This window comes from Luteibacter rhizovicinus (assembly GCF_004342265.1).
Lineage (GTDB): Bacteria > Pseudomonadota > Gammaproteobacteria > Xanthomonadales > Rhodanobacteraceae > Luteibacter > Luteibacter rhizovicinus_B.
On record NZ_SMCS01000006.1, the window covers coordinates 79,028 to 104,333 of the forward strand.

Here is a 25,306-nt window from a genome sequence, read left to right on the forward strand (position 1 = left end):
GTACCGTCACGGGATCGCAGAAAAAACGGCTGCCCCTCCTGCGGAAGTGACAACGACGACTCATACCCGTTAACGTTACGATCTTTACGTGTGCACACACGACCATGAAGATCCTCGTTACCGGTAGCGCCGGCCACCTTGGCGAAGCACTCGTACGCACATTGCGCGACCGCGGCGACGATGTCGTCGGTGTCGACCTGCTCGCCTCGCCATTCACCACGCATGTCGGCTCGATCGTCGACCGGACGTTCGTACGCGATCGCATGGCGGGCGTGGACGCCGTACTTCATGCGGCCACGCTGCATAAGCCGCACGTGGCAACGCACGGCACCCAGGACTTCATCGACACCAACATCGCCGGCACGCTGAATCTTCTGGAGGAAGCCGTTGCCGCCGGCGTGCGCTCGTTCGTCTACACCAGTACCACCAGCGTCTTCGGCGATGCGCTCGTCCCGCCCGTGGGCGAGCCGGCCGCATGGATCACCGAAGAGGTGGTGCCCGTTCCCAAGAACGTCTATGGCGTAACGAAATCGGCGGCGGAAGATCTCTGCCAGTTGATGCACCGGAACAAGCATCTGTCCTGCATCGTGCTGCGCACGTCGCGTTTCTTCCCTGAAGAGGACGACAGCAAAGCGGCGCGCGAGGCCTATACCGATGCGAACATGAAGGCGAACGAGTTCCTGCATCGCCGTGTGGATATCGAAGATGTCGTCGGCGCGCACCTGTGTGCGATCGAGCGAGCGCCCGCGCTTGGCTTCGGCCGTTACATCGTCAGCGCGACGACGCCGTTCCTTCCCGAAGACATGCCCTTGCTGCGAACGGACACGCCCGCTGCCCTGCGCCTGCGCGTACCGGGCTTCGACGCCGCATACGCGGCGCTGGGATGGCGTATGGCGCCGCATCTGGATCGCGTGTACGTCAACGAGCGCGCACGGCGCGAACTCGGCTGGCAGCCGCGCCACGACTTCGCTGGCGTTATCAGCCGGCTGCGGGAAGGCGGCGAGCTGACCAGCGACCTTGCCCGCGCGGTCGGCGTGAAGGGTTATCACACCGGGACCTTCGAGGAAGGCCCGTACCCCGTCTAGCGTTTCAGGCGTTGGCGGCGCGGCGCAGTCCGTCGATGTCCAGCTTCTTCATGGTCATCAGCGCTTCCATCGCCTTCCGTCCTTTTTCGGGGTCGGGGTCGGAAAGCAGCTCGAACAATGCCGTGGGCACCACCTGCCAGGACAGACCGAAGCGATCCTTCAGCCATCCGCACATCTGCGCCTTCGGATCGCCGCCGTCGGACAGACGGTTCCAGTAGTGATCCACTTCGTCCTGGGATGTGCAGTTCACGACCATCGAGACGGATTCGTTGAACGTGAAGACCGGGCCGCCATTCAGCGCCGTGAAGCGCTGGCCGGCGAGATCGAACGCCACGGTCATGACCGAACCTTCCTTGCGGCCCGATGCCTTGGCCGACTCGGCGCTGTACCGGTTGGTGGTGACGATGCGCGCGTCGTCGAATATCGCGACGTAGTACTTCGCGGCCTCTTCGGCCTGGTCGTCGAACCAGAGAAACGGGGTGATGCGCTGGAAACGGGTTTGCATGGCTACTCCTCGCTGGGTTCCTGTTTTCTCGTCGAACGAACAGGCGCCGAATCGACAAAGGGCACGTCGTTATTCCTCTTCATCCACCTGCCCCGGCCGGATATGCCGGGGATCTCCGGAACCCGTGGTTTCCGGCGGCTCCGGACCGTCCGGCACCGCGTGCGAGGGATCGCCGGAGCCGGTGGTCTCTTCCCCGGGACGTATCCGCGGAACACCTGATGCGCCCATGCTCGCCTCCACTGTCGGTACGGTTTCCCGACTTTACGATGCCGGTCATGACGATCGGGTGGATGCCGGATGATTGCGACATGCCAAGGCCTCTTGGGTTTGTGTGTGGGCGCGCGACCTGGATGGTTGTCGTTTCTACTCAGACTATTCTGAAAATTCGGTCTCTTTTAGCGTTATGGATTGACGAGTGCGTGCATGGCCGCGATGCTCTTTCGGTCGCCGCACATCGGCGATCGGGTGTAGAAAGCCTGTGTTTGCCATAGGCGCTGAAGACGCCGTCTCAAACGACGTCTTCATGTGTCGCGCTACGTTATGTCTGTCGTTTACGGCGGGCGTGCCGGGGGGACTTCGGTCCCACCGGGTTCCTATGGCACCGGTCTTTCTACCCTGGCACGCCCGCCACCCGCATCCCGCGGGTGGCGGACATCCACGGAGAGGATGCCGCCATGAGCAGCAATCAAAACGGACCGTCAGCGTCCGAGTCGTATGTCCTGAAGTCCGGCCACGACCTGTCCATTCCCTGCCCGCTTTGCCAAGGCCGTCGTGCCCTGAAGCTGGGCGATATCGACGAAGCGATCACCGAGCGTTTGTCGGGCATGCGTGGCGTGACCGATCTGCTTATCGACGTACCGATGATCGATGCCGAGCAGGGATCGGTGGCGCAGGCCGCGTATGTTTTGCGCGGGTTGATCGATGAGGTCGTCGAGATGTATCGGGTGATGAGTCCGGGGGTGGGACAGAGGATGCAAGAACAGTAATCGAGCAATTTTTTGTGGGAGCGCGCCTGCGCGCTCCCACAGGGAATCCGGGATGCCGGCACGGAGGTGGCGTTTCAGAAAACGTCGCGTCTGGTCAGAACCAGACGCGCACACCCGCCACCCACTGCAGATCGGTGACGCGCCGCCCTTCGCTGCGGATCAGGTCGGCGGTGTTGCCCATCGTATGGACGAACTTCACGCCCACGTAGGGTGCGAACGTCCGGCGAATTTCGTAGCGAAGACGCAGGCCAAGCTGAAGATCGGAAATTCCGCTGCCGATGCCACGCGCCGGATCGTCCTTGCCATAGGCATTGACCTCGAATTCCGGTTGCAGGATCAGGCGCTGGGTAAAGAGGACTTCGTACTCCGCACGTACACGCGCGGCGGTGCGGCCGCCCTGCCCTGCATACGCCGTGGCCTCCAGTTCGAACCAGTACGGTGCCAGACCCTGCACGCCGAATGCGGCCCACGTACGCCCCGGACCTTCGCCGAAATCGTGACGCGCGCCTAGCTGCGTGTTCCAGAAGGTGGCAATCGCATGACTCCACAGTGCCTCGATGTCCGCGTCTTCCAGCGATCCGCGGGCGCGCTCGCCTTCCGTGCGCACCCACAGACGATTCGTATCGCCGCCATACCAGCCCTGGGCTTCCCAGCGCTGACCGTGATCGTCGCGTCCCGCCCATGATTCCAGCTGATCGATCATCAGCATGCCGACAGGGGCCGAATCGTCCATGTCCATATGCTTCATGGGGCTATGGACCAGACCGTCCGAGTAATCGGGACTGCGGGCATCGGCCGGCGCCTTGCCGCCCTGCATGGGGGCCATCGACATGCCGCCCATATCCATATCGCCCATGCTGCCATGGTCCATGGCGCTGTGATCCATCTGAGGCGCATCCGTCGCTGGCTGGGCCATGGACGAATGATCCATCGATCCGTGGTCCATGCTGCCGTGATCCATGTCCATCTTCGGCTGTTCCGGTGCGGACTGCGCGTGTGCCTGCGCTATCAGGAACAGCGCCGCGATGACGACCCAGGGCCGCCTCACGAAACCACCACTTCGCGGAACATGCCCGCTTCCATGTGATAGAGCATGTGACAGTGGAATGCCCAGCGGCCCGGATTGTTCGCCGATACGGCGAATGCGATCCGCTGCGCGGGCTGGACATTGACGGTGTGCTTGCGGACCTGGAATGAGCCGTCCGGCGCTTCCAGTTCGCTCCACATGCCATGCAGGTGGATGGGATGATTCATCATCGTGTCGTTGACGAGCACGATGCGCACGCGTTCGCCAAGCCTTAAGTGAATCGGCTTCGCGTCGGAGAATTTCACCCCGTCGAACGACCACATGAAACGCTCCATGTTGCCGGTGAGATGAAGCTCGATATCGCGTGACGGCTCGCGTCGATCCATCGATCCGCCCACGGTTTTCAGATCGGCATAGGTCAGCACGCGCCGCCCGTTGTCGCGCAGGCCGATACCGGGATCGTCGATATTCGTGCGCGGCGTATCCACGCGCATGTCGACGCCCGGACCGTATTCCGTGGAAGCATGACGGGCGACGGGGCCAGCGCTGTCCATGGAACCCATCATGTCGTCCATGCTCAGCCACTGCCGCGCGTCGACGGGGGGAACGGCCGCGACCATGCCTTGCCGGGGCGACAGTGTGCCACGCGCATATCCGGACCGGTCGATCGATTGCGCGAACAGCGTGTATGCCTTCGCGTCGCGTGGCTCGACAATAACGTCATAGGTTTCGGCAGGCGCGATACGCATCTCGTCGATGTCGACCGGCTCGATGTCCTGACCGTCGGTGGCGATGACGGTCATCTTCAGACCGGGAATACGCAGGTCGAAGATCGTGGACGACGAGCCGTTGATGACGCGCAGCCGCACCTTTTCGCCGGGCTGGAACGAGCCCGTCCAGTTTCCGGCGGGGCTGGTTCCGTTCATGAGATAGGTGTAAGTCGCACCGGAGACATCCGCCAGGTCGGTAGGATTCATCCGCATGCGGTTCCACATGCCGCGCTTCGACCATGCCTTGCGCACGCCGTCGGCACGGGCATCGGCGAGAAAGTCGGCAACGGTCGGCTGCGAGAAATTGTAGACGTCGCTGCGCTTTTTCAGCTTTGCGTAAACGCGCTCGGGGTTTTCGTCGGTCCAGTCGCTGAGCATCACGACGTAGTCGCGATCGGTTGGATAGCGCTCGGGACCGGCCGGCTCGATCACCAGCGGCCCATAAAGTCCGGTCTGTTCCTGGAAACGCGTATGCGAGTGATACCAGTACGTTCCCGCCTGACGCACGTCGAAGCGATAGGTAAAGGTTTCGCCCGGCGCGATACCGTCGAAGCTCAGACCCGGCACGCCGTCCTGACTTGCAGGAAGCACGATGCCGTGCCAGTGGATGGATGTCGGTGTCGACAGCCGGTTGGTCACGCGCAGCGTCACGGTGCTGCCTTCCTTCCAGCGCAACAGCGGACCGGGCACGCCGCCATTGACCGTGATCGCACGACGTGGGGTTCCCGTGTAGTTGACCGGTGCCTCGACAATATCGAGCGCGAATTCCGTACCTTGCAGCGCCGTCGACTCACCGGGACTCGTCAGCGCCCACGCCTGACCGGGGCGCGCGACTCCGAATCCCAGCGCGAGACCGCCCATAGCGATGCCCTGGACGAATCGTCGGCGTGAAAGCATCTCGTCGTCGCGGCTGAATGTCATGTCGGCTCCCGGTGATACGACTTGGGAGCGTAACGGGCACGTCGGCAATACCTCAAGCTGGAGCAGGCTACATGCGGCCTGCGACGCCCCTGGAACAACTAGTCGTACGCGACATGGACCGTGATGTTCGCATCGCCTCGTCCCGCGGAGAACGGCCGGCCATTGCGTTTGTAGCGAGCCTTGAACGCGTACTGGCCGCCAGCGGCACGCGGCGTCAGCACGATCGGCTTGGGACTGTTGGGTACGGCGGCCATGTCGGGCTGGATGCTGCGCAACTCGATACCCACGCCGGCGGCTCCACCCGTAACCGCGAAGAGACCGGCGTCGCCGGCATCGGCCTGACCCGCGAAAGACATCCTGACCGCGTTGACGTTCGAGCAACCTGCCGACGTAACGCTCCCATGTATCCACGGACTTCCGCCGTCGGCACCCAGGTTCCCGAACAGGACATCCCTGAGCGGGAAGGATGCGCTCGTACCCGAAAAGGCGCAGGTCGGCGTGGGTGCCACTACCTCGATTGGCGTGAGGTCGAGCGTGATCTGACGGCTACCGTCATGCCCCCAGGTGGCGACTTGTCCTCCGCCAAGCGTCCCGGAAGACAGGGGCCCGGTTTTAACGAGCTGCACCTTGAACCGGAAGTTCTGCATGATCCATGACACCCTTCCTGGAAAGTACTCGTTCCAGGGCACTTCCCGCTGCGGCAGATGATCGGACGTCGACATGGTGTAAATCCGGATGCCGAGGCCGGCAATGCCTGTCTCGTAGACCCCCTGCCCATAACTGGACAGCGTCGTGAATCGCGAAAGCTCGCCGCGACGCGTGGAGTTGTAGCAAATGTAATTCAACGTAGGAGTGGTATACGCCGGCGTCGAAAGTATCTCGGCAAGAATGCGTCCATCTTCCACGCCGACCGGGACCACCAGCCGTCCGAAGCCGACCCTCTGCGGTACGCCCTGAAAATGCAACGGCTTGCATCCCTGCTTCGCCGTTGCAACCGGACACGACACGGACAACGCAAGGAAAATGGATAGTACCCGGAGCATGTATCTGTTCATTCGTCGGCAAGATCGGGAGATCGGACAACAGTAGATCGCGGCACGGAACCGGACTATCCGTGGCGCCCGCGATCTTCCCCCATCGTCGTCCGACAGCGCGTAGTCGGTTGCACGAATCCACACGCCACGCATTCTGCAGGAGCTCGCTTGCGGGCTCCTGCAAAGCGGTTCGTTCGGTCTGGCGCGTAGGAATTTTTCCTACTCCGGCGAAATCCCATGTAACGGGGATGAGACAGGTGCCCCGGCAAGCCTTGCCACACCTCGCCAACGCAAGAAAAAAGACTTATTACGCAATAACTTACGATGCATGAATGGGCTTCCATCGCGAGTAAGTGCGAGCTAGTTTCACGAGGCCAGCGTTCGATGAACAGGGGGTCGACACGCTGTCGCGATCTTATCCATGGGAGATACAACATGCTCGCGAACCTCCGCCGCCATGTCCTGGCGGCTTCTTTGTCGGCCGTGCTGTTTTCGTTTTCCCTCGCCGCTTACGCGCGCGATGAAGGCCCCACCATCGACCTCGGTTCGGCGGACCCCAACCAGACGGTGAATGTCACGCTGGTATTGAAGCTCCAGCACACCGAGTCGCTCGAACAATACGTCTACCAGACCGTGACGCCTGGCAATCCCCAATACGGGCACTTCCTTTCCACCAGCCAGTTCGCATCGCGTTTCGGACCCAGCGATCGCGACCTTGCCCAGATCGGTGCGTTCCTGCAAAAGAACGGCATCGCGGAAGTCGAGGTATTGCCCAGTCATCTCGCCATCAGGGCAACCGGCACGATCGGCCAGTTCAGCACGGCATTCCAGACGCCGGTGCATGAATACGAGCGCGACGGGCATCGCTTCCATCGCCCGAGCCATCACCCCGAGTTGCCGGTAGCGCTGTCCAACACACTGGTGATCGCGGCAGGTCTCAGTAACGAGCCGAAATATATTTCCCATCGCGTGAACAGCAACAAAGTTGTCGCGCTGACCGCCGCGCCCGCGATCGCCACGCTGACGACCGCGTCCGGATCGACGGCCACGAATACGCCTGGCGAATACACCGTCGGCGACGTGGCGAATTTCTACAATATCAATCCGCTGTATCAGGCAGGCATCAACGGCAAGGGCACGACCATCGGCATTGTCACGCTTGCCGGATTCCTTCCGCAGGACGCCTACGACTACTGGTCGCTGATCGGTCTGACGACCAAGCCCGGCCGTATCACGCAGGTGCATGTCGACGGCGGCGGCGTTATCAGTTCGGCGGCAGGCAGCGGCGAAACGTCGCTTGACGTGGAACAGTCCGGCGGCCTCGCGCCCTTCGCGGACATCCTCGTCTACGACGCACCCAATACCAGCGGCGGCTTCCTCGGCGCGTTTTATAAAGCTGTGTCGGATAACGTCGCCGACAGTATTTCGGTGAGCTGGGGCCAGCCGGAAATATTCTATTTCGATTCGCCATTGACCGGCGGCGATTACACCAGCGAACTCGTCGCGTTCCACCAGGTATTCCTGGAGGCCGCCGCACAAGGCATTTCGATGTTCGCGGCTACCGGCGATTCCGGCGCTTACGACACCGTGCGCGCGCTCGGCCATACCGACTTCAGTGCACCGTTGACCGTGGATGCACCGGCCTCCGACCCGTTTATCACCGCAGCCGGCGGTACCACGCTGCCCTTCACCTTCAGCTTCGCAGGCGGACCGAAGGCTTCGATCGCTACGGAACAGGTATGGGGCTGGGACTATCTGCAAACCTATCTGGATAAGGTACGTCCCGGCGTCTACGACCTCTTCGCGACCGGCGGCGGCGGCGGCGTAAGCATCTTCTGGCCGACACCGTTCTATCAGCGATTCACTCATGGCATCCGCCAGAGCGAAGCCAATCAGTCGCTGGTAGCGCAGAACCCGAGCGTGAGCCTGCCGGGCTATACGCAGACCACGCCGCTGACGCTGCTGACGCTTCCGGCCCATTACTCGGGTCGCAACTTGCCCGATGTGTCGCTGAACGCCGATCCGGAAACCGGCTATCTGTTGATTTCGTCTACCGATGCGGAAAACGGTGTCGTGACGGGCGAGGGCGGTACGAGCTTCGTGGCGCCCCAGCTCAACGGCATCTCCGCTCTGCTGACGCAGAATGCCGGTCATCGCGTCGGCTTCTGGAATCCGCAGGTATATCTGCTGCAGGATTTCCTGGGTTATGGCAAATATTCGCCGGTGAGCGACATCAAGGCTGGCGACAACTGGTTCTATCAGGGCAAGAACGGATATGACCCCGGTGCGGGCCTCGGCACGCTGGATGTAAGCAAATATGCGCGATTGCTGAAGTTTGGGTTCTGATCGGTAGCAACGGCGGGCGCCCCGTGCGCCCGCCTTCCGGGGCAAGGGCTGTCGCTTGGGACCGTTAAGCCAGTAGTCTTCAGATCTTTGCACGCCTCCGGTCAAGCATGCTCGCCTCGATTCCCGCCTTTCTGCGCATTCCCCTCGCCTGCCTGCTGCTGGCCGCGAACGTCGTGCTTCACGTCACGCCACTGTTCGTGCTGACGTTCTTCAAGATCGTGATCCCCGTGCGCCCGATCCGTCAGGCCATCACCCATGGCCTGGTCGCCATCGCGGAAAGCTGGATCGCCGTCAATTCATGGCTGTTCGATACTTTCACGCGCATCCGCTGGCAGGTCGAAGGGCTCGACAGTATCGAGAACCACGACAACTTCCTCGTCGTCTGCAATCACCAGAGCTGGGTCGACATCCCGGTGCTGCAGAAACTGTTCAATCGACGCGTGCCGTTCTTTCGGTTCTTTCTGAAGAGCAAACTGATCTGGGTGCCTTTGCTCGGACCGGCGTGGTGGGCGCTCGATTTCCCGTTCATGAAGCGCTATTCGCGGCAGACGCTGGAAGCGAAGCCGGAACTGCGCGGTAAAGATCGCGAGGCGACGCGCCGGGCCTGCGAGAAGTTCCGGAGCATCCCCGTGTCGATCATGAACTTCACCGAAGGCACGCGCTTCACGCCGGCCAAGCATGACGCGCAGAAATCGCCGTATCGTCACCTGCTTCGACCGAAAGCGGGCGGCGTGGCTTTCGTCGTCGACGCCATGGGCGATGCGATGCGTTCGCTGCTGGACGTCACGATCGTGTATCCGCAAGGCGCGGGTAGCCTGATGGACCTCATCGCCGGCCGCGTCCGCGAGATTCGCGTTCACGTGCGCCAGCTACCAATCCTTGCCGAACTGCGTGGCGACTACGACGACGATGCCGTTTTCCGCGAGCGGTTTCAGGCTTGGGTGAATGACCTCTGGGCGCAGAAGGATGCGCGGATCGGGCGGATGCTGGCGGAGTAACACGCCGCTCTCGACCGGTCCCATATCTCACCGCCGCGCTTGCGCAGGCAGGGGCCCAGGGCGACCACGCATGCATGAGTGCTATCGCCTGGGGTTGCTCTCTCAGAGCGTGAATGTGCGTTATCGCGACAACCGGTTGCACCGCACTGGGCCCCTGCCTGCGCAGGAGCGACGGTGAGGGGAACCTGATCTCTCGTTCTTACTTTCCGGCACGCTCTTTCGCCAGCCGGTCGTCGAGCTTCTTCTTCGACGCCGTCGCGTAATCCCGGCACGCATTTTCGCTGCGCAACGACTTATGCGCGTCGACCTTATCCATAAGGTCCACCATATCGGGATGGACCGTAATCAGGATGTCGCACGGCAAGCTCGCCACGGTATCCAGCGATTTACGATAAGCCGCCACGCGGCGGGGATCCGCACTGAAACGATACCCGTCCGCCGAGAACGGCGTGAGGCTGTCGCCATAGACGATGTTGACGCACCCGCTGCCTTCGCACGAACGCCACGTCCATGTCGTGCCGCCCGGCGTATGGCCGGGTGTCGGATGCGATGCGAGGGCCAGGTCGCCGACGCGCACCGTCTCATTGGGTTTCAGCTCGTCGACTTCCTTCACCGCGGGGAATAGCGGCGCATCGCCATGCTGCGGATCGTCCGGATCGTTGCCGCCAAGCCGCATCGCACGCGCCCCGGCGGGACTTGCGCGCACTTCGGCGCCGCTATCGTGAGCCAGCTGCGCGATGGCGCCTGCGTGATCCGCATGCGCATGGGAGTTGAGGATCACGCGAATATCTTCCACGCGGAAACCCAGTGCGCGGATGTTCGACTCGATCTGCGCCGCATTGACGTCCAGCGTGCCGTCGATCAGCACGTGACCTTTCGGGGACGTAATCAGCATCGCCGACAGGCCGCGCGTGCCGACGTAATAGGTATTTCCGTAGACCTTGAACGGTGCCTGCGGCTGAGTCCACTCGGCATCCCCGGCGTACGCCGTGGCGGCGCTGGCTGCCATCGCGCCCACGAGTGCAAGCTTTGCGGCAAATATCATGACGTTCCCCTTCGATGAGTCGCGCCACGATAGGTCGACCAGATGGCGATTTCCGGGCGCAGCCGTGTCGATCGTGAGTTCAGGTCGTGCGCATGGCCGGTGGGCGGTTTCTACGCGCACGCCAGAACAGGAAACCGGTGACCATAAGGAACATCGGCAGCACGCCGGTGATGCAGGCAACGACACGCCACAGCGTGCCGCCTACCGCCGCCGTGTGGATCGGGAACAGCGTATTGGCCAAGGTACCGCCGGTGCCCAGTCGCGTGGCGTCTTCGCCGCCGATCACCCTGGCGTCCGGCGCATCGATCCAGAGCGTGCTGCGGCCGGCGATATTCCATTCGCCCGGACGCCGGATGCGCAGGACCAGTGCGGCGCCATCGCGCACGGGCAACATGATGCGTGTGATTTCGGCGTCCGGCGCAGCGGCGTGTGCCGCGTTCAGCACAGCCGGCCAGTCGACGAGGCTGGTCGACGACGGCACCGGTGGCGGCTTGCGCGGTGCGGGCTCTCCAAAGGCGCTTACAAGGCCCGCGCGCACCGCACCGCGATAGGCCATGGTCGTTCCCGTGCCGAGCATGACCAGCAACAGCGGGAAGGCGACCACGCCAACGAATCGATGCCAGCTGGCCCAGCGGAGAATCGCAGGACGCGGGTGAGGGCGCAGATGGGTGAGGGCGCGGCGGCGTCCCGGCCAGTAGAGCCATACGCCCGACAGCAGCATGAAGAGACCCGCCCACGCCACCACGCCGAGGATCGTCTCGCCAACCGGCCCGGACAGAAGATGCGTGTGCCAGTCCTTCAGGATGAGCAGTCCGTCGCCCGACGCTTTGCGGCGCAGAACCGGCTCGCCCGTGGCGGCATCGAAGTAGACATGGTCACCGCCTTTCAGGCCGCCATCCCAGACCGGAAGCGCCTCGTCGGGCGGCGAGATGCTGCGCAACGCGCTGCCGTCGGGCGACCCGAGAATGTGTTGCAGCGCGCGACCCTGCGTCGTCGGATCGGGCACGGCGTGACCGGTAAGTTCCGGGTGACCGGCGACGACGAGCTGATCTTCGAATAGCAGCACGCTTCCCGACAGCGCCACCAGCGCCAGCACCACGCCAAGCGAAAGGCCCAGCCACAGATGCAGTGTCTTCAGCAGCGTGCGGGCGCGACGGGGCGATCGGTGAGCGGTGCCGGATCGGGTCATATCAGAAATCCACCGAGGCCTGTACGTAGTATGTGCGCGGCTGACCGACATAGATGCCGTCGTTGTTGTCGGTAGAGCGGGTGAAGTAGCGGCGGTCGAAGATGTTCTTCACGCCGACGCCCAACCGCAGGTTCGAAGCCGACGGCCCGAACGCGTACTCGGTGCGGGCATTCCAGGTCGTCCAGCCCGGAATATCGCCGAGGTCGCCTTCGGGCGTCCCGATCGTCTGGTATTGCGTGGGATGGTTCGGATCGAAGCTGGGCGTACCCGGCGAATGTTGCCGCGACTGCGAGAACGCGTCGACGTTGAACGTCCATGCGGCGCGTGTATAACGCAGACCCGCATTCGCCGTGCGGCGGGAATAGAACGGCAGGTCTTTTCCTTCGAACGAACCGAAGCGATAGAACGCATGCGTGTACGTGGCCGTGCCCCAGAGCGACAGGCCGCGCAGGCTGTCGTCGAACGCGCCGAGGTCCACGTGGGCTGCCGATTCGATGCCCTTATGCGTCGTGGCACCCAGACTGGTCCAGCCATCGTACGAATCGACCACGCCGGGCAGCTTGCCGACAAACTGCAGCTCGTGATCGAAGTTGATCCGGAACAGCGACACCTCGCCACTCCAGGCGGCGGTGTCGTAGCGGGTACCGATCTCGTACGTGCGCGCTTTTTCGGGCTGAAGTCCCGACGCGAACTGGCTCGTCGAATCCTTCTGGCCTATCTGGAAATATTGCAGGCTGCCGAACGAGGTCTCGGCGTTCGCGTAAAGCTTCAGCGCTTCCGTCAGGTGATAGATGACGTTGAGCGAGGGCAGCGGCTGCGAATAATGCTCGCGCCGGAAGGTCGGACCCTTTACGACGACCGTACCGCCGGGATGCGCCTGCCACCAGCTGTTGATGCGCTCGTAGCGCAAGCCCGGGGTAATGGTCCAGTCGCCGGCGTTGATCGTATCGTCGATGTATACGGCGTGTGCCTCGTTACCGCCCGTGTTGTCGCCGGAAAGCACGTACGGCCCACCGTACGGGAAGCTGTCGTAAGGCGTGTAATCGAGGGTGGACGTGTACTTGTTGTTGCGCAGCGTGCGCTCGTGCATCGCTTCATTGAGATAGCGATAGCCGACGCTGATCTCATGCGTCCACTGGCCCCAGTCGAAAAGCTGCGAGTAGCGCGGTTCGATGGCGAACGTGTGGTAGTCGCGCGGATAGGCCATCAGCTGATGCGTATAAGTACCGGCCACCGTTCCGGGTGCAATGGTTTCGATATGGCTGCCGCGAAAGCTGTCCGTGTAATACGTCTGGACTTCGAATGTACGGCGATCGTCGCGGTGGCTGTATTTCAGCACCGCGTCCTTGCGCGTACCGTGGAAGTCGTCGAACGGACGGCGCGACTGGAACGGATCGGCATCGTAGTCGGCCTGGGTCAGGCCGCCGGGCATCCCGGCCTGACCGTCGTAGTAATGCAGGCTGCCGGTCAGTTCGTCGGTATCGGAGAATTTGTAGCGCGCCTTGAGCATGATGTCGTCGATGCTTTCGTTGTCCTCGCGCTCGCGATAACCCGGCCCGTGCGTGCCGTTGTAAAGCAATGCGACGCCAAGACCCTGCGCGGTGGTACCGCCAACGAAGAGGTTGCTTTGCGTGCGGATGCCGCCATGCTCGCCACCCTGCAACTGCACGCCCGCGCTGCCGCCGAAGGTTTCGGGGATATCGCGTGTGACGAAGTTGATGATGCCGCCGACGTTCTGCGGCCCGTAGCGAACGGAACCGCCACCGCGCACCACGTCGACCGCCTGCAGATTACCCAGCCCGACCGGCGCCATCGACAGCTGCGGCTGGCCGTAAGGCGCCACGGCGATGGGAACGCCATCCAGAAGGATGGTCGAGCGCGGCGAGAGCCGCGACGTGAGGCCGCGCACGCCCACGTTCAGTGAGACATCGCTGCCGCCCGTGCCATTGCTCTCCTGAACCTGCACGCCGGGAACCCGGCGCAATGCGTCGCGCAGGTTGACCGCGCCGCCCTCGGCCAGATCTTCCCGCCGCACCACGGTGCGCGCGCCGGGATGGTTCGCCACGGTGTTACGGCTGGCTTCGCCCAACCAATCGCCCACGACCTTTACACCCTCCAGCTCGGCCGCGGGAGGCGGCGGTGCCGCCTGGCCGGAAACGATGGGCGAAAGCAGGCCGCTGGCCAGCAGGGCAAGCGACAGCACGGTAAGACGTGAAGGCATGGAGAGGCATCTGGGGGAGGAAACCCGGCAATGCTAAGTGCGAATCATTCTCATGGCAATCAGCTTTTCGGTTGCCCGGCGCTATTCCAGCGCGGACGTTACCCCGAAGAATTCGTAGTGCACGTCGTCCCACGGCACTCCCAGGGCGTCCAGATGAACCCGTATCGCGCGCATGAACGCCAACGGCCCGAGGACGTAGACATCCAGATTCAGTATGTCCGGCAGCCATGCACGCAGCCGTTCGCGGGTAACCAGACCGGTGCAGGCATCGTCGGTATCCCCGCGTTCGTAACAATAAAACCGCCTCAGGCGCGGGTAAGCGGCCGCGAGTTCGTCGACCCTGTTGCGAAAGGCATGCACGCTGCGCTGGCGCGCCGCATGGATGAAATTGATCGCGCGGCCGGCCTGTACGGCGGATTCCAGCATCGCCATGACGGGCGTGACTCCCACGCCGGCGCTGATGAGGGCCAGAGGCCGCGAGCCCTCCTGCAACGTGAATTCGCCCGAGGGTGGATAGAGCGCCAGCGTCTCGCCGATGGCGACCGAATCGTGGAGATAGTTGGATACGATGCCGCCGGGTTCGCGCTTCACGCTGATGCGATAGGTATGTCCGTTCGCAACGGCGGACAGCGAATAGTTGCGCCGCAGTTCTTGCCCGTCGATCGTGACGTTGAGGCCGATGTACTGGCCCGGGCTGTGCCGTATGACCTCGCCGCCATCGAGCGGCCGAAGACGCAACGACACGATCTCGTCGCATTCCATCGTTCGCGACACAACGACGAAGGAACGAAGACCCCGCCAACCGCCGGATGCGTTTTCCTGACTGTCGTACATCTGGAATTCCGCCCCTACCAGCACGCCAGCGAACTGCGCGTAGGCGATACTCCAGGCTTTGATCAGACTGTCCGTCGCCGTTTCTTCGCCAAGTACGTCGCGAATCGTACGCATGAGACATTCGCCTACCAGGGCGTAGTGCTCGGGTTGCACGTACTTCGAGACATGCTTGCTGCAGATCGTCGATATGACGGGACCGAGTTGTTCCATGCGGTCGATATTGCGCGCATACGCCAGAATGCGCGCCGAAAGCGCACGCGCCTGTTCGCCGTTGATCTGCCTGGATTGATTGAACATCGAACGGAGTTGCGGATGTTCGTCGAGCAGCAAACGGTAGAAATGGCTGGCAAGTATTTCTCCATGCACTTCCAGCAGAGGCACGGTGGCCTTTACGATGGCGATATGTTCCGCGGATAACATGCTCGACCTCACAACGATGGATGTCGTTGCTATTCGCAACGATCGTTGTCTTCTGCAATCATCATTCGTGCCATCGTAAGATGCGATGTAAAGCAAGCGCTTAATCATGGCTTGCGTCACTATGACTCCCAGCTTTTGCTGTCGAATGGACTCGACGTTGTCTCTATGACTCCTGCTTCCCTGCTTTCCGGTTTACTCCCCCTCGTTGCCGACCTCACGCACGACATCGACGATGCCGAGCGCTACAAGCGTCTTCTGAAGACATTGCGCGAGCATTTTCCCTGCGATGCCACGGCGATCCTTCGTCTCGATAACGACATCCTCGTTCCGCTAAGCGTCGACGGTCTCAGCGAAGACACGCTCGGCCGGCGCTTCTCGATTCACGAGCATCCACGTCTCAAACTTTTCGTCGCCAACGAAGACCCCACGCGGTTTCCTCACGACAGTCCGCTTCCCGACCCGTACGACGGCCTGATTCCGAATCAGCAGGGTCGTCTGCTGGTACATGACTGCATGGGATGCCGCCTGCGTGTCGACGGCCGCACATGGGGCGTGATCACACTCGATTCGCTGGCTCCGGGAAGCTTCGAGTCGGTGGACCTGTCGGCGCTGGCGTCGTTCGCATCGCTGGCGGCGGCGACGGTCGTGGCGTCCGAACGCATGACGGCGCTGCGCATTTCGGCCACCACCGAACGACGCCGTGCGGAGGCCTATCGCAATGCGGTCAAGGAACGCACGCCTCGTGGACCCATCGGCCAGAGTGAGATCTATCGTCGCCTGATGGAAGAGATCCGCGTCGTCGCCACCAGCGACCTGAACGTGTTGATCCAGGGTGAAACCGGCACGGGAAAAGAACTCGTCGCACGCGCCATTCACGCCGCGTCGGCTCGGGCGACGCAGCCGCTGGTCAATATCAACTGTGCGGCACTGCCCGAAAACCTGGTCGAAAGCGAACTGTTCGGTCATGTGCGAGGCGCGTTTTCCGGCGCGACCGGCGACCGCCGAGGGAAGTTCGAGCTAGCCGACAAAGGCACGCTGTTCCTTGATGAAGTCGGCGAACTCAGCCCCGGCGTGCAGGCCAAACTATTGCGCGTAGTGCAGACGGGACAGTTGCAACGTGTCGGCTCCGATCGCGAACACACCGTGGACGTACGCGTCATCGCAGCGACCAACCGGGACCTGGCGGAGGCCGTGAAGGTCGGCAGCTATCGGGCCGACCTGTTTCATCGCCTGAGCGTGTATCCATTGACGGTGCCGGCGTTGCGCGAACGTGGGCGCGACGTGCTGCTGCTTGCCGGTGCATTTCTGGAAGAGGCGAGGGCGAGGGCCGGTCTGGCAGGCATTCGTCTTGCCGCCGATGCCCAGGACGCGTTGCTCGCCCATCCATGGCCGGGCAACGTACGGGAGCTGGAACATCTGATTGGCCGCAGCGTATTGCGGGCCATGGCGAGTCGCCGCGATCACGACGCGTCGGTCCTCACGCTGACTGCCGAGACCCTCGACCTTTCCGGATCGGAACCACTCGAACCGGAAACGCCACTGCCCGAAAGCGAAGCGCCGCGCGGTACCACTCTGCGCGCCATGCTCGAATCCCACGAGCGCCGCATTATTCAGGACCAGCTGGAACGCCACGATGGCAACTGGGCTGCCACCGCCCGGTCGCTGGGCGTCGACCGGGCGAATCTGGCACGCAGCGCTCGCCGGCTGGGGCTGCGCTGAGCCGGCGGATAATTCGATTCCGTTAGAGTTCGATGATGCCGCGCCGGAGCGCCATGGCCACCGCGTGCGTACGGTCGTTGGCCTGGAGTTTTGCCAGGATGCTTTTCATGTGCGCCTTGACCGTTTCCTCCGCGATGCCAAGCGCCAGCGCCACGTCCCGATTGGCACCGCCCGCGGCGACGTGACGTAACACTTCGGTCTCGCGTGGGGTGAGTTCGTCTTCATGCGCGCGACCGGCGAGTTCGTGCGCTATCTCGGCCGGGACGCGACGCTTGCCGGCGATGATCTGGCGAATCGTCTCCACCATGTCCTTGCGCAGTTCGCTTTTCAGCAGATATCCCTGCGCACCCGCCTTGAAAGCGCGCAATGCCTGCACGTCGCCCTTGTACGTGGTCAGCACCAGGATGCGTGCGTCCGGAAATTCGGCGCGAATTCTGACGATGGCTTCAAGCCCGCCCATGTCGGGCATCTGCAGGTCCATCAGCGTCAGATCGGGCCGGTACTTCCGGTAGAACTCGACCGCCTCGCGTCCGTTGCTGGCCTCCGCGACAAGCGCCATATCCTGTTGGCCCTGGATCACGGCGGCGATACCCTCGCGCAGCAAGGGGTGATCGTCGACCGTCATAATGCGGATGGGCGCGGATTCGGAGCTCATGGGCCTGGATCGAAAGAAGGAGCCGCACGAGTATCTCGCAAGCATGCCCATCCCGCGACGACGGATCGTCCACCGCCACCCTGCCAGTGTGCACCCTCCATTACCGAGAGCCTTCGTATGGTTTCCATGCAGGACCAAGCCAGGACCCAACCCGGCCACATCCGCAGCGGTATGGGAGGCTGGACCTATGCACCGTGGCGAAACAACTTCTATCCCGCCGGTCTCGTTCAACGGCGCGAACTGGAGTACGCAAGCCGCCAGGTCACGGCGATCGAGATCAACGGTACCTATTACAAGGCGCAAAGCCGGGAAACATACGAGAAATGGGCCGCCGAAACGCCGGCCGGCTTCGTGTTCTCGGTAAAGGCGCCACGGAGCATCGTGCAGACCAAAACGCTGGGACATGCCGGCGAGCAGATCGAGCGATTCGTCGAAGGTATCGTCTCACTGGGCGACCGTCTTGGCCCCATTCTGTGGCAGTTGCTCCCTACACGTGTTTTCGACCCCGAGGCCATCGGGGCCTTCCTGGATCTGTTGCCGGCGAAAGTCGGACAGCTTTCCCTGCGTCATGCCGTCGAAGTACGGCACGAGAGTTTCAGGTGCGAGGCCTATCTGGCCCTGGCGAGGAAGCATGGCGTCGCCACCGTGTTCACCGATTCGCCCAACTATCCGTCCTTTGCCGACCTGACCGGCGACTTCGTCTACGCCCGGTTGATGAGGAGCAGGGCGGGCGAAGAAACCGGCTATCCGGCGCACGAACTCGCGACATGGGCGCGCAGGGCGGACGAGTGGGCGAAGGGCGGGGACCCCGCCGACCTGCCCCATGCCGGCAAACCCGGGCAAAAACATGCGGGGCGCGACGTCTTCCTGTACTTCATCTCCGCCGCGAAGGAGCGCAATCCGGCGGCCGCTATCGCACTGCTTCAGCTACCTGGCATGTCGAAAGCCTCATAATCGTGCCCTGTCATCACCCATGTCCGACCGGAGCCCTATGGAACGGCTGATCCAGAACTACCTGCTCGACCTGTTCGCCGAACACGGCATCGAACTCGACGAACCCGATGAGCGCGACGAGGACGAATGGCTGCTGACGGAAGGCGATTTCCCGGCCATTGGTGGCATCTGGCACGAGGGCAAGGACGGGCAGGTCGGTCGGCTCGACATCGATATCGTGCTGGATGAGGAACGCCGGATCGAAGAGATTTTCCCGGGCATCGGCGGCGGTAAGGCCGGATGCCGCGACGCGCTTGCCACCTTTGCGAGCAACGATTTCCACGTGATGCTGGCGGCTTGCTGGCATACCGTCGACAAGTCGAAGCTCGCGATCGAGCGCATCGTCATCGGCGGACGCCCGTGGGATGCCTATATCGGCAACTTCACGCTGCGCGGCGAGCGTACCGAGCCTCTCGACGTGCCCGACGAAGCGATGACGGCGCTTCAGGCGGTCATCGCCACAGAGCCGCTGACTGGCGAATTGCACTGGGTCCGCGTTTTCTACGGCAATATGGGCGATGGTCGCACGCAGATCGAAGTACTGCTGGACAACAAACCCTGGGCCGCGGGCGACAAGGCGTTGAGTTCGGTGAACTGGCCTCGCGAGGATCGGTATTACAGCCTGCGGAATTTTATTGCGTTGGTGCCGGTGGAATAAGGCGCGCAAGGCGGTGAGGGCGGCTCGCTCGACGCCCTCACCGTCACCCCGACGTACGCCGGGGTCCGCAGCGACCACGTCGGGCGAATTCCAACGCTGACGATCCGGCGTGAAAGCGACGAACGCAGTCGCGAGAACCGACCGCCTCGCCGCGGGTTCCGGCGTACGCCGGAACGACGATGAGGGGCCGGACCTCTCATCGATAAAACATTCATCACTATTCCCCAAGGGTTGAGAATGATCGACAACCTGCTCGAACTGACGGTCTTCGCCCGGGTGGTCTCGGCAGGTAGTCTCTCGGCCGCCGCGCGGGAGCTGGACCTGTCGCTGGCCGTCGTGAGCAAACGACTGACCGCGCTTGAGACAAGGCTGGGCGTGCGATTGCTCCAGCGCACGACGCGACGCCAGTCGCTAACGGAAGAGGGCACCATCTTCCATGCGCGTTGCGTGCGCATCCTGGCCGAAGTGGAAGAAGCCGAGGCTGCCGTATCGCATACGCGCGACACCGTTACCGGCGTGCTTCGCATCACCGCACCGCGCGGCTTTGGCCGCCGTCGCATCGCACCGCTCGCGGTCGCCTTCCAGGCGTTGCATCCGGAGCTGCGCGTACACCTCGTACTAACCGACGCGCTGGTCAACCTGGTCGAGGAAGGCATGGACCTGGCCGTGCGCTTTGGCCGACTGGCGGATTCGTCTCTGATCGCACGACAGCTGGCACCGAATTTCCGTGTCGTATGCGCTGCGCCTTCTTATCTTGCGCGGCACGGCTTTCCCTCCGATCCGGCAGCGCTGGCAACGCATCACTGCATCGTGTTCGGCGAACACCCCACCAGCGACTGGCACTTCCAGTACGAAGGCGCCGCGATCGTCGCGCACGTACGGCCGACCTTCGTCACCAACGATGGCGAAACCGCGCAGACGCTGGCACTGGAAGGGGCGGGCATCGTCATCAAGTCGATCTGGGATGTCGGCGACGATATCGCGGCGGGGCGCCTGGTGCGGCTGTTGCCGGATTACACGATTTCCGCGGCGCCGTTACAGGCGGTCTATGCGAACGCGCAACACCTGGCGCCGCGCGTGCGCCGCTTCGTCGAGTTTTGCAGCGAGCGGCTGCGAGAAGAATGGCACTGGGACTGACCGTGCCTTTCTGCAAGAGCGCGCTCCTACAACGAAGCGTGCGGCGAGCCCCATGTTTCCGGCGTGACTACCGCGAAGCCATGATCGCGCGACGTCCTGCGCGATAGCCGCAGCAGCTCGGCGTCGCGACTGAACAGCACTTTCGCTCCCGCCGTCGCCGCCAGCTCCAGGAATTTCTGATCATCCGGATCACCGCAGCGCGGCAAGGCCGGTACGGCGTCGATAGCGACAAACGGCGTGACGTAGCGGTCGTAAAGCGCGCGGCCCGTCTCCCGGGCCGCGTCATCCAGCCCCAGACGGGCGTATTCCAGCACAGCCAGCCACTCGTCCCGGCAATCCTCGCGGGTTACCGCGGCCACGACGCCCCGATCGAGCGCATCGCGCAACGCCGCACACCTCGGGTCCCCGAACACGAACAGGTCAAGGCAGACATTCGTGTCGAGGACGATCCGGCGGGGCGTCATGCCGCCTGACGTTCCGCCAGTGCGTCGCGCGCCTGTGCCACCAGTTCGAACGAGTGCATACGCGCGGTGTGATCGAAGATCTGCGCCGTCACCATCAGTTCGTCGGCGCCCGTGCGTTCGATAAACGACGCCAGACCTTCGCGCACGGTGTCGGGCGATCCCACCACGGCGCAACTCAGCGCGTGATCCACGCCGGCCCGCTCAATGGGCGTCCATACGCCTTCCATGGTATTGACCGGCGGCGGCAACTGGCCCGGCGTTCCACGACGCAGATTCCAGAACTGCTGCTGCAACGACGTGAACAATCGCTGCGCCTCTTCATCGGTATCGGCGGCGAATACGTTGATCCCGAGCATCGCGTAGGGTTTGTCGAGCACATCGGAAGGCCGGAACATCGTCCGGTAGACCTTCAGTGCGTTCATCATCAGATCCGGCGCGAAATGCGATGCGAAAGCGAAGGGCAGGCCCATTTCAGCGGCAAGTTGTGCGCTGAACAGGCTGGAGCCCAGAAGCCAGATCGGTACGTTGGTGCCCATGCCGGGTACGGCGCGCACGGTCTGGCCCGGCTGCTGCGGCCCGAGATAACGCTGCAGCTCCACGACATCTTCGGGAAAACGATCGTCGCTTGGTCCCATGGCCCTGCGCAATGCGCGGGCCGTACCCTGATCCGTACCGGGCGCACGGCCGAGGCCCAGGTCGATACGACCCGGATACAGCGATTCCAGCGTACCGAACTGCTCGGCGATGACCAGCGGCGCATGGTTAGGCAGCATCACACCACCGGAGCCCACACGAATCGTCGACGTACCTTCCGCGACATAACCGATCACGACCGACGTGGCGGCGCTGGCGATACCCGGGAAATTGTGGTGTTCGGCGAGCCAGAATCTTTTGTAGTCCAGACGCTCGGCATGGCGTGCGAGCTCGCGTGTATTGCGTAGCGCATCGGCAGGCGTAGCGCCACGCACAATGGGCGAAAGATCCAGAACGGAAAACGGAATCATCCGGGGGCCTCGGCATCGGGAGGCGGCTGGGCCGCCGATGTATCCCATATGGGCTGCGGTGTAGGCATTTGCAACCCGGCCGCGAAGACCTGAGTAAATTCTTCATACCCGCTATGTCGGCCGCGACCGTACGCGACCGTGGGCATAACCGGAAGGTGTTCTGTTCGCTGCCAAAACGCGATCCCGGCGTGGTTTCATGGCCACGCTTCGCAACCTCCCGCCTATCGGCCGCGAAGCACTACTCCACTTCAAGGAATGAATCCCATGACCATTCGTACGACTGCCGCCACGGCACTGCTCGCAGCACTCGCCATCACCGCGACCACGGCTTTCGCCGGTCCAGCTGCCCAGGTCGAACCCCGTTACTTCGCCGTCCAGCTCAGCAGCGCGCCGACCATCGAGGCGCAGGAGTTCATCATCAAGGTGACCGACAAAGAAAGGCTCGACGCCACGCTACAGGCCATGAACGGAAAAGGCGACGCGCCGCGCTCGGTCCTCGGCAAAGTCGTCCGTGGGCGCGAGAGCTACAACAGCCACTGGAATTTTCACCTGGCGCCGGATTCGATCGGCTTCTTCGACTTCGCCATCACCGGCTGCCAGTGGCCGGCAAACTACGTCGAAGACAACATCGAAAACCTCAACTCGTTCCTCCCCGACAACACGCTATGCCTGACCGGTTCGCGTGTCGTTCGCGAAGTTATCCGCTAAGCGGATCGCGCCCCGACGGCATCGTCGGGGCGCTTTTTCAGAAGTGCATGATGACGTCCATCACCGCCATCCACTGTGTGTGCTTCGTTCCGCTGTCGTATGCCGCCTGGTCGGAGGCGTGGTCGTAGCGGACTTCCGGACGGACTTCGAGATCGGGCGTCACCCAGCGGGTCATGCCCAGTGTGCTGGTGACGTAGTGCGTCTTGTAACCCGTGCGCTGGCCGTCCGCGTCGTTATAGAACTCGTTGCGGAACGACAGCATCGTGCGCGGATTCAGCTCGTAGTTCATGTAATTGACGATGCCGTACGCATTCGCGTCCTTGGTCTGGCCTTCGGGCAAGGTGGCCAACGCCACGCTGTTGACGGTCAGCTGGTAGGCCTGGGTCAACATGTGCAGACGGCTGTTGAAGCGATGACCCCAGGTAATCACGTATTCCTGCAGGTTGTTGTACGTCTGGCGTTTGTTGTTGTACGACTCGACGCAGGGATAAATCATGTCGTCGTTGGATTTGGACACCCAGCGCACGCAGACCTGCCCCGTGAGCCGTGCGTCGCGATTCCAGATCGCCACGTCGTCGCCGCCATGCAGACCGACCTGAAGCGTCCACTGATCGTTGAGCTTCGTCGTCGTGAGGATGCCCATGTTGGTATAGGCATCCACCGTGTACAGCACCGAATGCGTCACGAGGTAATTGTTCGGCGAGAACTGCGCTTCGATATCGGGAAGCGAAAGATAACGACCGAAGATCACTTCCATGCCCTGCGCGACCCACGGGATATAGATGTTCCCGTAGAAAATCATCGGGTCGTATCCGTTCACGCGATTATTGTTCAGCAACTGGTTGCTGACGACGCCCTTCATCGCCGTGTAGTGATAGTCGTAGCCATAGAGCTGGTCGAAGTGGAAACCCCAGTCGATATGGTCCGTCTGCACGGTATCCGGCAGGCGCTGGATACGCAGAAGGAACTGATCGAACTCCACGCGGTTCGGGCGGCTGACGTACGAGACCGGATAGTTGGAATTGTCCGACGAGCTGAAGTTGATCGAGGGAGCCATCCAGCCGTAGACCTGGATCTTGTTGCGGTCGAGCCACTGGCCCAGCGCATTGCAGGAAAGCGCCTTCTCCAACGGGTACCGCGCATTCGTATCGGGCACGCCGACGTTATTGTCCACGCCGCCAAGCTGCCATTCGGACGAGGGAAACGGCGGAGAATCCAGGGGCGCATCCATCGCGCGGCGCGGCGGCGCATCGCCGGGTGCCGACGGCTGCGCATCCTCGCGGTATGCCGCCGCCATGCGGGAAATGAGGCCGCGGTCGCAATCGGACGACGCCGTTTCCGCGTGGATGTTCCCCGCCATGCAAAGCGCGACCATGCCTGCCGCGAAGGCGGCAAACCAGGGGTGTTTCATGACTCATCTCCAGCCCGCGCACGCAGCGCGGGTTCGATCGGTTGGAAAGCGGTTCAGATACCGGCGTAGCCGCCGAGCTCGTACTCGTCCCTGTCCGTGGCCCAGGCCATGGATATGTCGCGCATCGCGCTTTCCGGGCACCTTGCCGGAAAAAGTCGGACCACCGTGTCGCGGTGATCCGGGGCCGGGTCCGGAAACATGGCGCGGTCGCTGCAAACGTCCATGACGTGTCGTCACTCGTTGGGGAACGGACGTATTGTCCAAAAACGCATGAAAAAACGGGGTAGCGTTTCCCTGCCGGGGCGTATCGTTTCCGTAAAGAGTGTCGTCAGGGAAACAATCCGTTCCCTTGCCGGAGGCTCCGCGACACCGGAATCGGCGGAAAATGCGCAGCCATCACCACCTGCCGGTCACTACCGGGGAGCAAGACATGATCGACGTGAAGAGCTTTGCCAGCCTCGGCGGCGCCAACCACGGTTGGCTGGACGCCAAGCATCATTTTTCGTTCGCCTCCTATCACGACCCGAAGCGCATGGGCTGGGGCGGGCTGCGCGTCTGGAACGACGACACCATCGCCCCGGGCACCGGCTTCCCGCCGCATCCGCATGCGGACATGGAAATCATCACCTACGTCCGCGAAGGCGCGATCACCCACGAGGACAGCCTGGGCAACAAGGGCCGTACGGAAGCGGGCGACGTGCAGGTCATGAGCGCCGGCACGGGTATCCGCCATGCCGAATACAACGCGGAACCGGGCGCCACCCAGATCTTCCAGATCTGGATCATGCCCAACCGCGGCGGCGAGCAGCCCGCGTGGGGCGCGAAGCCCTTCCCCAAGGGCGATCGCTCCGGCCGTTTCGTCACGCTTGCCAGCGGTATCGCCGGCGACGACGAGGCACTGCCGATCCGCGCGAATGCCCGCGTGCTCGGCGCGAGCCTGAAGGCCGGCGAATCGCTGGACTACGCACTGGCGACGGGCCGCTTCGGTTACCTCGTACCGGCCAAGGGTGCGCTGGAGATCAACGGCAAGCGCGTCGAAGCACGCGATGGCGTCGCGTTCCGCGACGAACCGGCGCTGACGATCAAGGCGCTGGACGATGCCGAACTGGTGCTGGTCGATACCGACTGACCATGACGCACCGGTTGCGAGGTGGTTATGCTGACGCGAAGGAGCGC

General features: G+C 62.8%; 22 protein-coding genes. 10 read left to right on the top strand and 12 right to left on the bottom strand.

Features of this window, described 5'->3' with window-relative positions; translation table 11 throughout:
- Positions 1–104 precede the first annotated feature (104 nt).
- Entirely contained in the window at positions 105–1,085 is a 981-nt protein-coding gene (locus tag EC912_RS14770) for an NAD-dependent epimerase/dehydratase family protein (protein WP_132145398.1), read from the top strand.
- A gap of 4 nt (positions 1,086–1,089) precedes the next feature.
- On the opposite strand, the gene EC912_RS14775 is transcribed toward EC912_RS14770, so the two are convergent.
- Positions 1,090–1,590 (bottom strand): VOC family protein, encoded by a 501-nt coding sequence (locus tag EC912_RS14775; RefSeq protein WP_132145400.1) that lies wholly within the window; start codon positions 1,588–1,590, stop codon positions 1,090–1,092.
- Between the two features lie 674 nt (positions 1,591–2,264).
- Here EC912_RS14775 and EC912_RS14780 point away from each other — a divergent pair.
- On the top strand, positions 2,265–2,576 hold the full coding sequence (locus EC912_RS14780; RefSeq protein WP_132145402.1) for a hypothetical protein: 312 nt from the start codon (positions 2,265–2,267) through the stop codon (positions 2,574–2,576).
- A gap of 94 nt (positions 2,577–2,670) precedes the next feature.
- Here the strand turns inward: EC912_RS14780 and EC912_RS14785 are convergent, their stop codons facing one another.
- The 3 genes from EC912_RS14785 to EC912_RS14795 all read right to left on the bottom strand — a co-directional run bounded on the left by EC912_RS14785 (position 2,671) and on the right by EC912_RS14795 (position 6,337).
- Positions 2,671–3,624 (bottom strand): copper resistance protein B, encoded by a 954-nt coding sequence (locus EC912_RS14785; RefSeq protein ID WP_243649303.1) that lies wholly within the window; start codon positions 3,622–3,624, stop codon positions 2,671–2,673.
- The gene (locus tag EC912_RS14790) at positions 3,621–5,294 is read right to left on the bottom strand and encodes a copper resistance system multicopper oxidase (protein WP_279389037.1); all 1,674 of its coding nucleotides are present in this window, start codon (positions 5,292–5,294) and stop codon (positions 3,621–3,623) included. The genes EC912_RS14785 and EC912_RS14790 overlap by 4 nt, the downstream gene beginning before the upstream one ends.
- Before the next feature lie 98 nt (positions 5,295–5,392).
- Positions 5,393–6,337, bottom strand: a complete 945-nt coding sequence (locus EC912_RS14795; protein WP_165973622.1) for a fimbrial protein — start codon at positions 6,335–6,337, stop codon at positions 5,393–5,395.
- A gap of 426 nt (positions 6,338–6,763) precedes the next feature.
- On the opposite strand from EC912_RS14795, the gene EC912_RS14800 reads away from it, so the two are divergent.
- Positions 6,764–8,674, top strand: a complete 1,911-nt coding sequence (locus EC912_RS14800) for a S53 family peptidase (protein WP_132145406.1) — start codon at positions 6,764–6,766, stop codon at positions 8,672–8,674.
- A 107-nt stretch (positions 8,675–8,781) separates the two neighbouring features.
- Complete coding sequence (locus EC912_RS14805) at positions 8,782–9,672, top strand: acyltransferase (protein WP_132145408.1); 891 nt, start codon at positions 8,782–8,784, stop codon at positions 9,670–9,672.
- Between the two features lie 199 nt (positions 9,673–9,871).
- On the opposite strand, the gene bla is transcribed toward EC912_RS14805, so the two are convergent.
- The 4 genes from bla to hmpA form a co-directional block, all read right to left on the bottom strand.
- On the bottom strand, positions 9,872–10,717 hold the full coding sequence (bla, locus tag EC912_RS14810; protein WP_132145410.1) for a subclass B3 metallo-beta-lactamase: 846 nt from the start codon (positions 10,715–10,717) through the stop codon (positions 9,872–9,874).
- Between the two features lie 79 nt (positions 10,718–10,796).
- A complete protein-coding gene (locus tag EC912_RS14815; protein ID WP_165973623.1) occupies positions 10,797–11,906 on the bottom strand; it encodes a PepSY-associated TM helix domain-containing protein in 1,110 nt (369 codons plus the stop codon).
- A 1-nt stretch (position 11,907) separates the two neighbouring features.
- Positions 11,908–14,127: a TonB-dependent receptor family protein gene (locus tag EC912_RS14820; protein WP_132145414.1), complete on the bottom strand. Its 2,220-nt coding sequence runs from the start codon at positions 14,125–14,127 to the stop codon at positions 11,908–11,910.
- An 81-nt stretch (positions 14,128–14,208) separates the two neighbouring features.
- Complete coding sequence (hmpA, locus tag EC912_RS14825) at positions 14,209–15,381, bottom strand: NO-inducible flavohemoprotein (protein WP_132145416.1); 1,173 nt, start codon at positions 15,379–15,381, stop codon at positions 14,209–14,211.
- A 165-nt stretch (positions 15,382–15,546) separates the two neighbouring features.
- On the opposite strand from hmpA, the gene norR reads away from it, so the two are divergent.
- Positions 15,547–17,100: a nitric oxide reductase transcriptional regulator NorR gene (gene norR / locus EC912_RS14830; RefSeq protein WP_132145418.1), complete on the top strand. Its 1,554-nt coding sequence runs from the start codon at positions 15,547–15,549 to the stop codon at positions 17,098–17,100.
- A 22-nt stretch (positions 17,101–17,122) separates the two neighbouring features.
- Here the strand turns inward: norR and EC912_RS14835 are convergent, their stop codons facing one another.
- Positions 17,123–17,755 carry a response regulator gene (locus tag EC912_RS14835; RefSeq protein ID WP_132145420.1) on the bottom strand — a complete coding sequence of 211 codons (633 nt, stop codon included), beginning with the start codon at positions 17,753–17,755 and terminating at the stop codon, positions 17,123–17,125.
- A gap of 117 nt (positions 17,756–17,872) precedes the next feature.
- Here EC912_RS14835 and EC912_RS14840 point away from each other — a divergent pair, with 117 nt between their 5' ends.
- The 3 genes from EC912_RS14840 (at position 17,873) to EC912_RS14850 (ending at position 20,543) form a co-directional block, all read left to right on the top strand.
- Positions 17,873–18,709 carry a DUF72 domain-containing protein gene (locus EC912_RS14840; protein ID WP_132145422.1) on the top strand — a complete coding sequence of 279 codons (837 nt, stop codon included), beginning with the start codon at positions 17,873–17,875 and terminating at the stop codon, positions 18,707–18,709.
- A 37-nt stretch (positions 18,710–18,746) separates the two neighbouring features.
- Positions 18,747–19,406, top strand: a complete 660-nt coding sequence (locus tag EC912_RS14845) for a DUF6348 family protein (RefSeq protein WP_132145424.1) — start codon at positions 18,747–18,749, stop codon at positions 19,404–19,406.
- A gap of 237 nt (positions 19,407–19,643) precedes the next feature.
- The gene (locus EC912_RS14850; protein WP_132145426.1) at positions 19,644–20,543 is read left to right on the top strand and encodes a LysR family transcriptional regulator; all 900 of its coding nucleotides are present in this window, start codon (positions 19,644–19,646) and stop codon (positions 20,541–20,543) included.
- Between the two features lie 26 nt (positions 20,544–20,569).
- Here EC912_RS14850 and EC912_RS14855 read toward each other — a convergent pair whose 3' ends face one another.
- Positions 20,570–21,007 carry a PIN domain-containing protein gene (locus EC912_RS14855; protein ID WP_132145428.1) on the bottom strand — a complete coding sequence of 146 codons (438 nt, stop codon included), beginning with the start codon at positions 21,005–21,007 and terminating at the stop codon, positions 20,570–20,572.
- Positions 21,004–22,011, bottom strand: coding sequence for an LLM class flavin-dependent oxidoreductase (locus EC912_RS14860; RefSeq protein WP_132145430.1), 1,008 nt, complete (start codon positions 22,009–22,011; stop codon positions 21,004–21,006). Before EC912_RS14860 ends, EC912_RS14855 begins: the two co-directional genes overlap by 4 nt.
- 264 nt (positions 22,012–22,275) lie before the next feature.
- Between EC912_RS14860 and EC912_RS14865 the strand changes: the two genes are divergently transcribed.
- Complete coding sequence (locus EC912_RS14865; RefSeq protein ID WP_132145432.1) at positions 22,276–22,719, top strand: hypothetical protein; 444 nt, start codon at positions 22,276–22,278, stop codon at positions 22,717–22,719.
- A 37-nt stretch (positions 22,720–22,756) separates the two neighbouring features.
- On the opposite strand, the gene EC912_RS14870 is transcribed toward EC912_RS14865, so the two are convergent.
- Complete coding sequence (locus tag EC912_RS14870; protein WP_132145434.1) at positions 22,757–24,130, bottom strand: outer membrane beta-barrel protein; 1,374 nt, start codon at positions 24,128–24,130, stop codon at positions 22,757–22,759.
- Positions 24,131–24,515: 385 nt separating this feature from the next.
- On the opposite strand from EC912_RS14870, the gene EC912_RS14875 reads away from it, so the two are divergent.
- On the top strand, positions 24,516–25,259 hold the full coding sequence (locus tag EC912_RS14875) for a pirin family protein (RefSeq protein WP_243649304.1): 744 nt from the start codon (positions 24,516–24,518) through the stop codon (positions 25,257–25,259).
- The last annotated feature ends 47 nt before the right edge of the window (positions 25,260–25,306 follow it).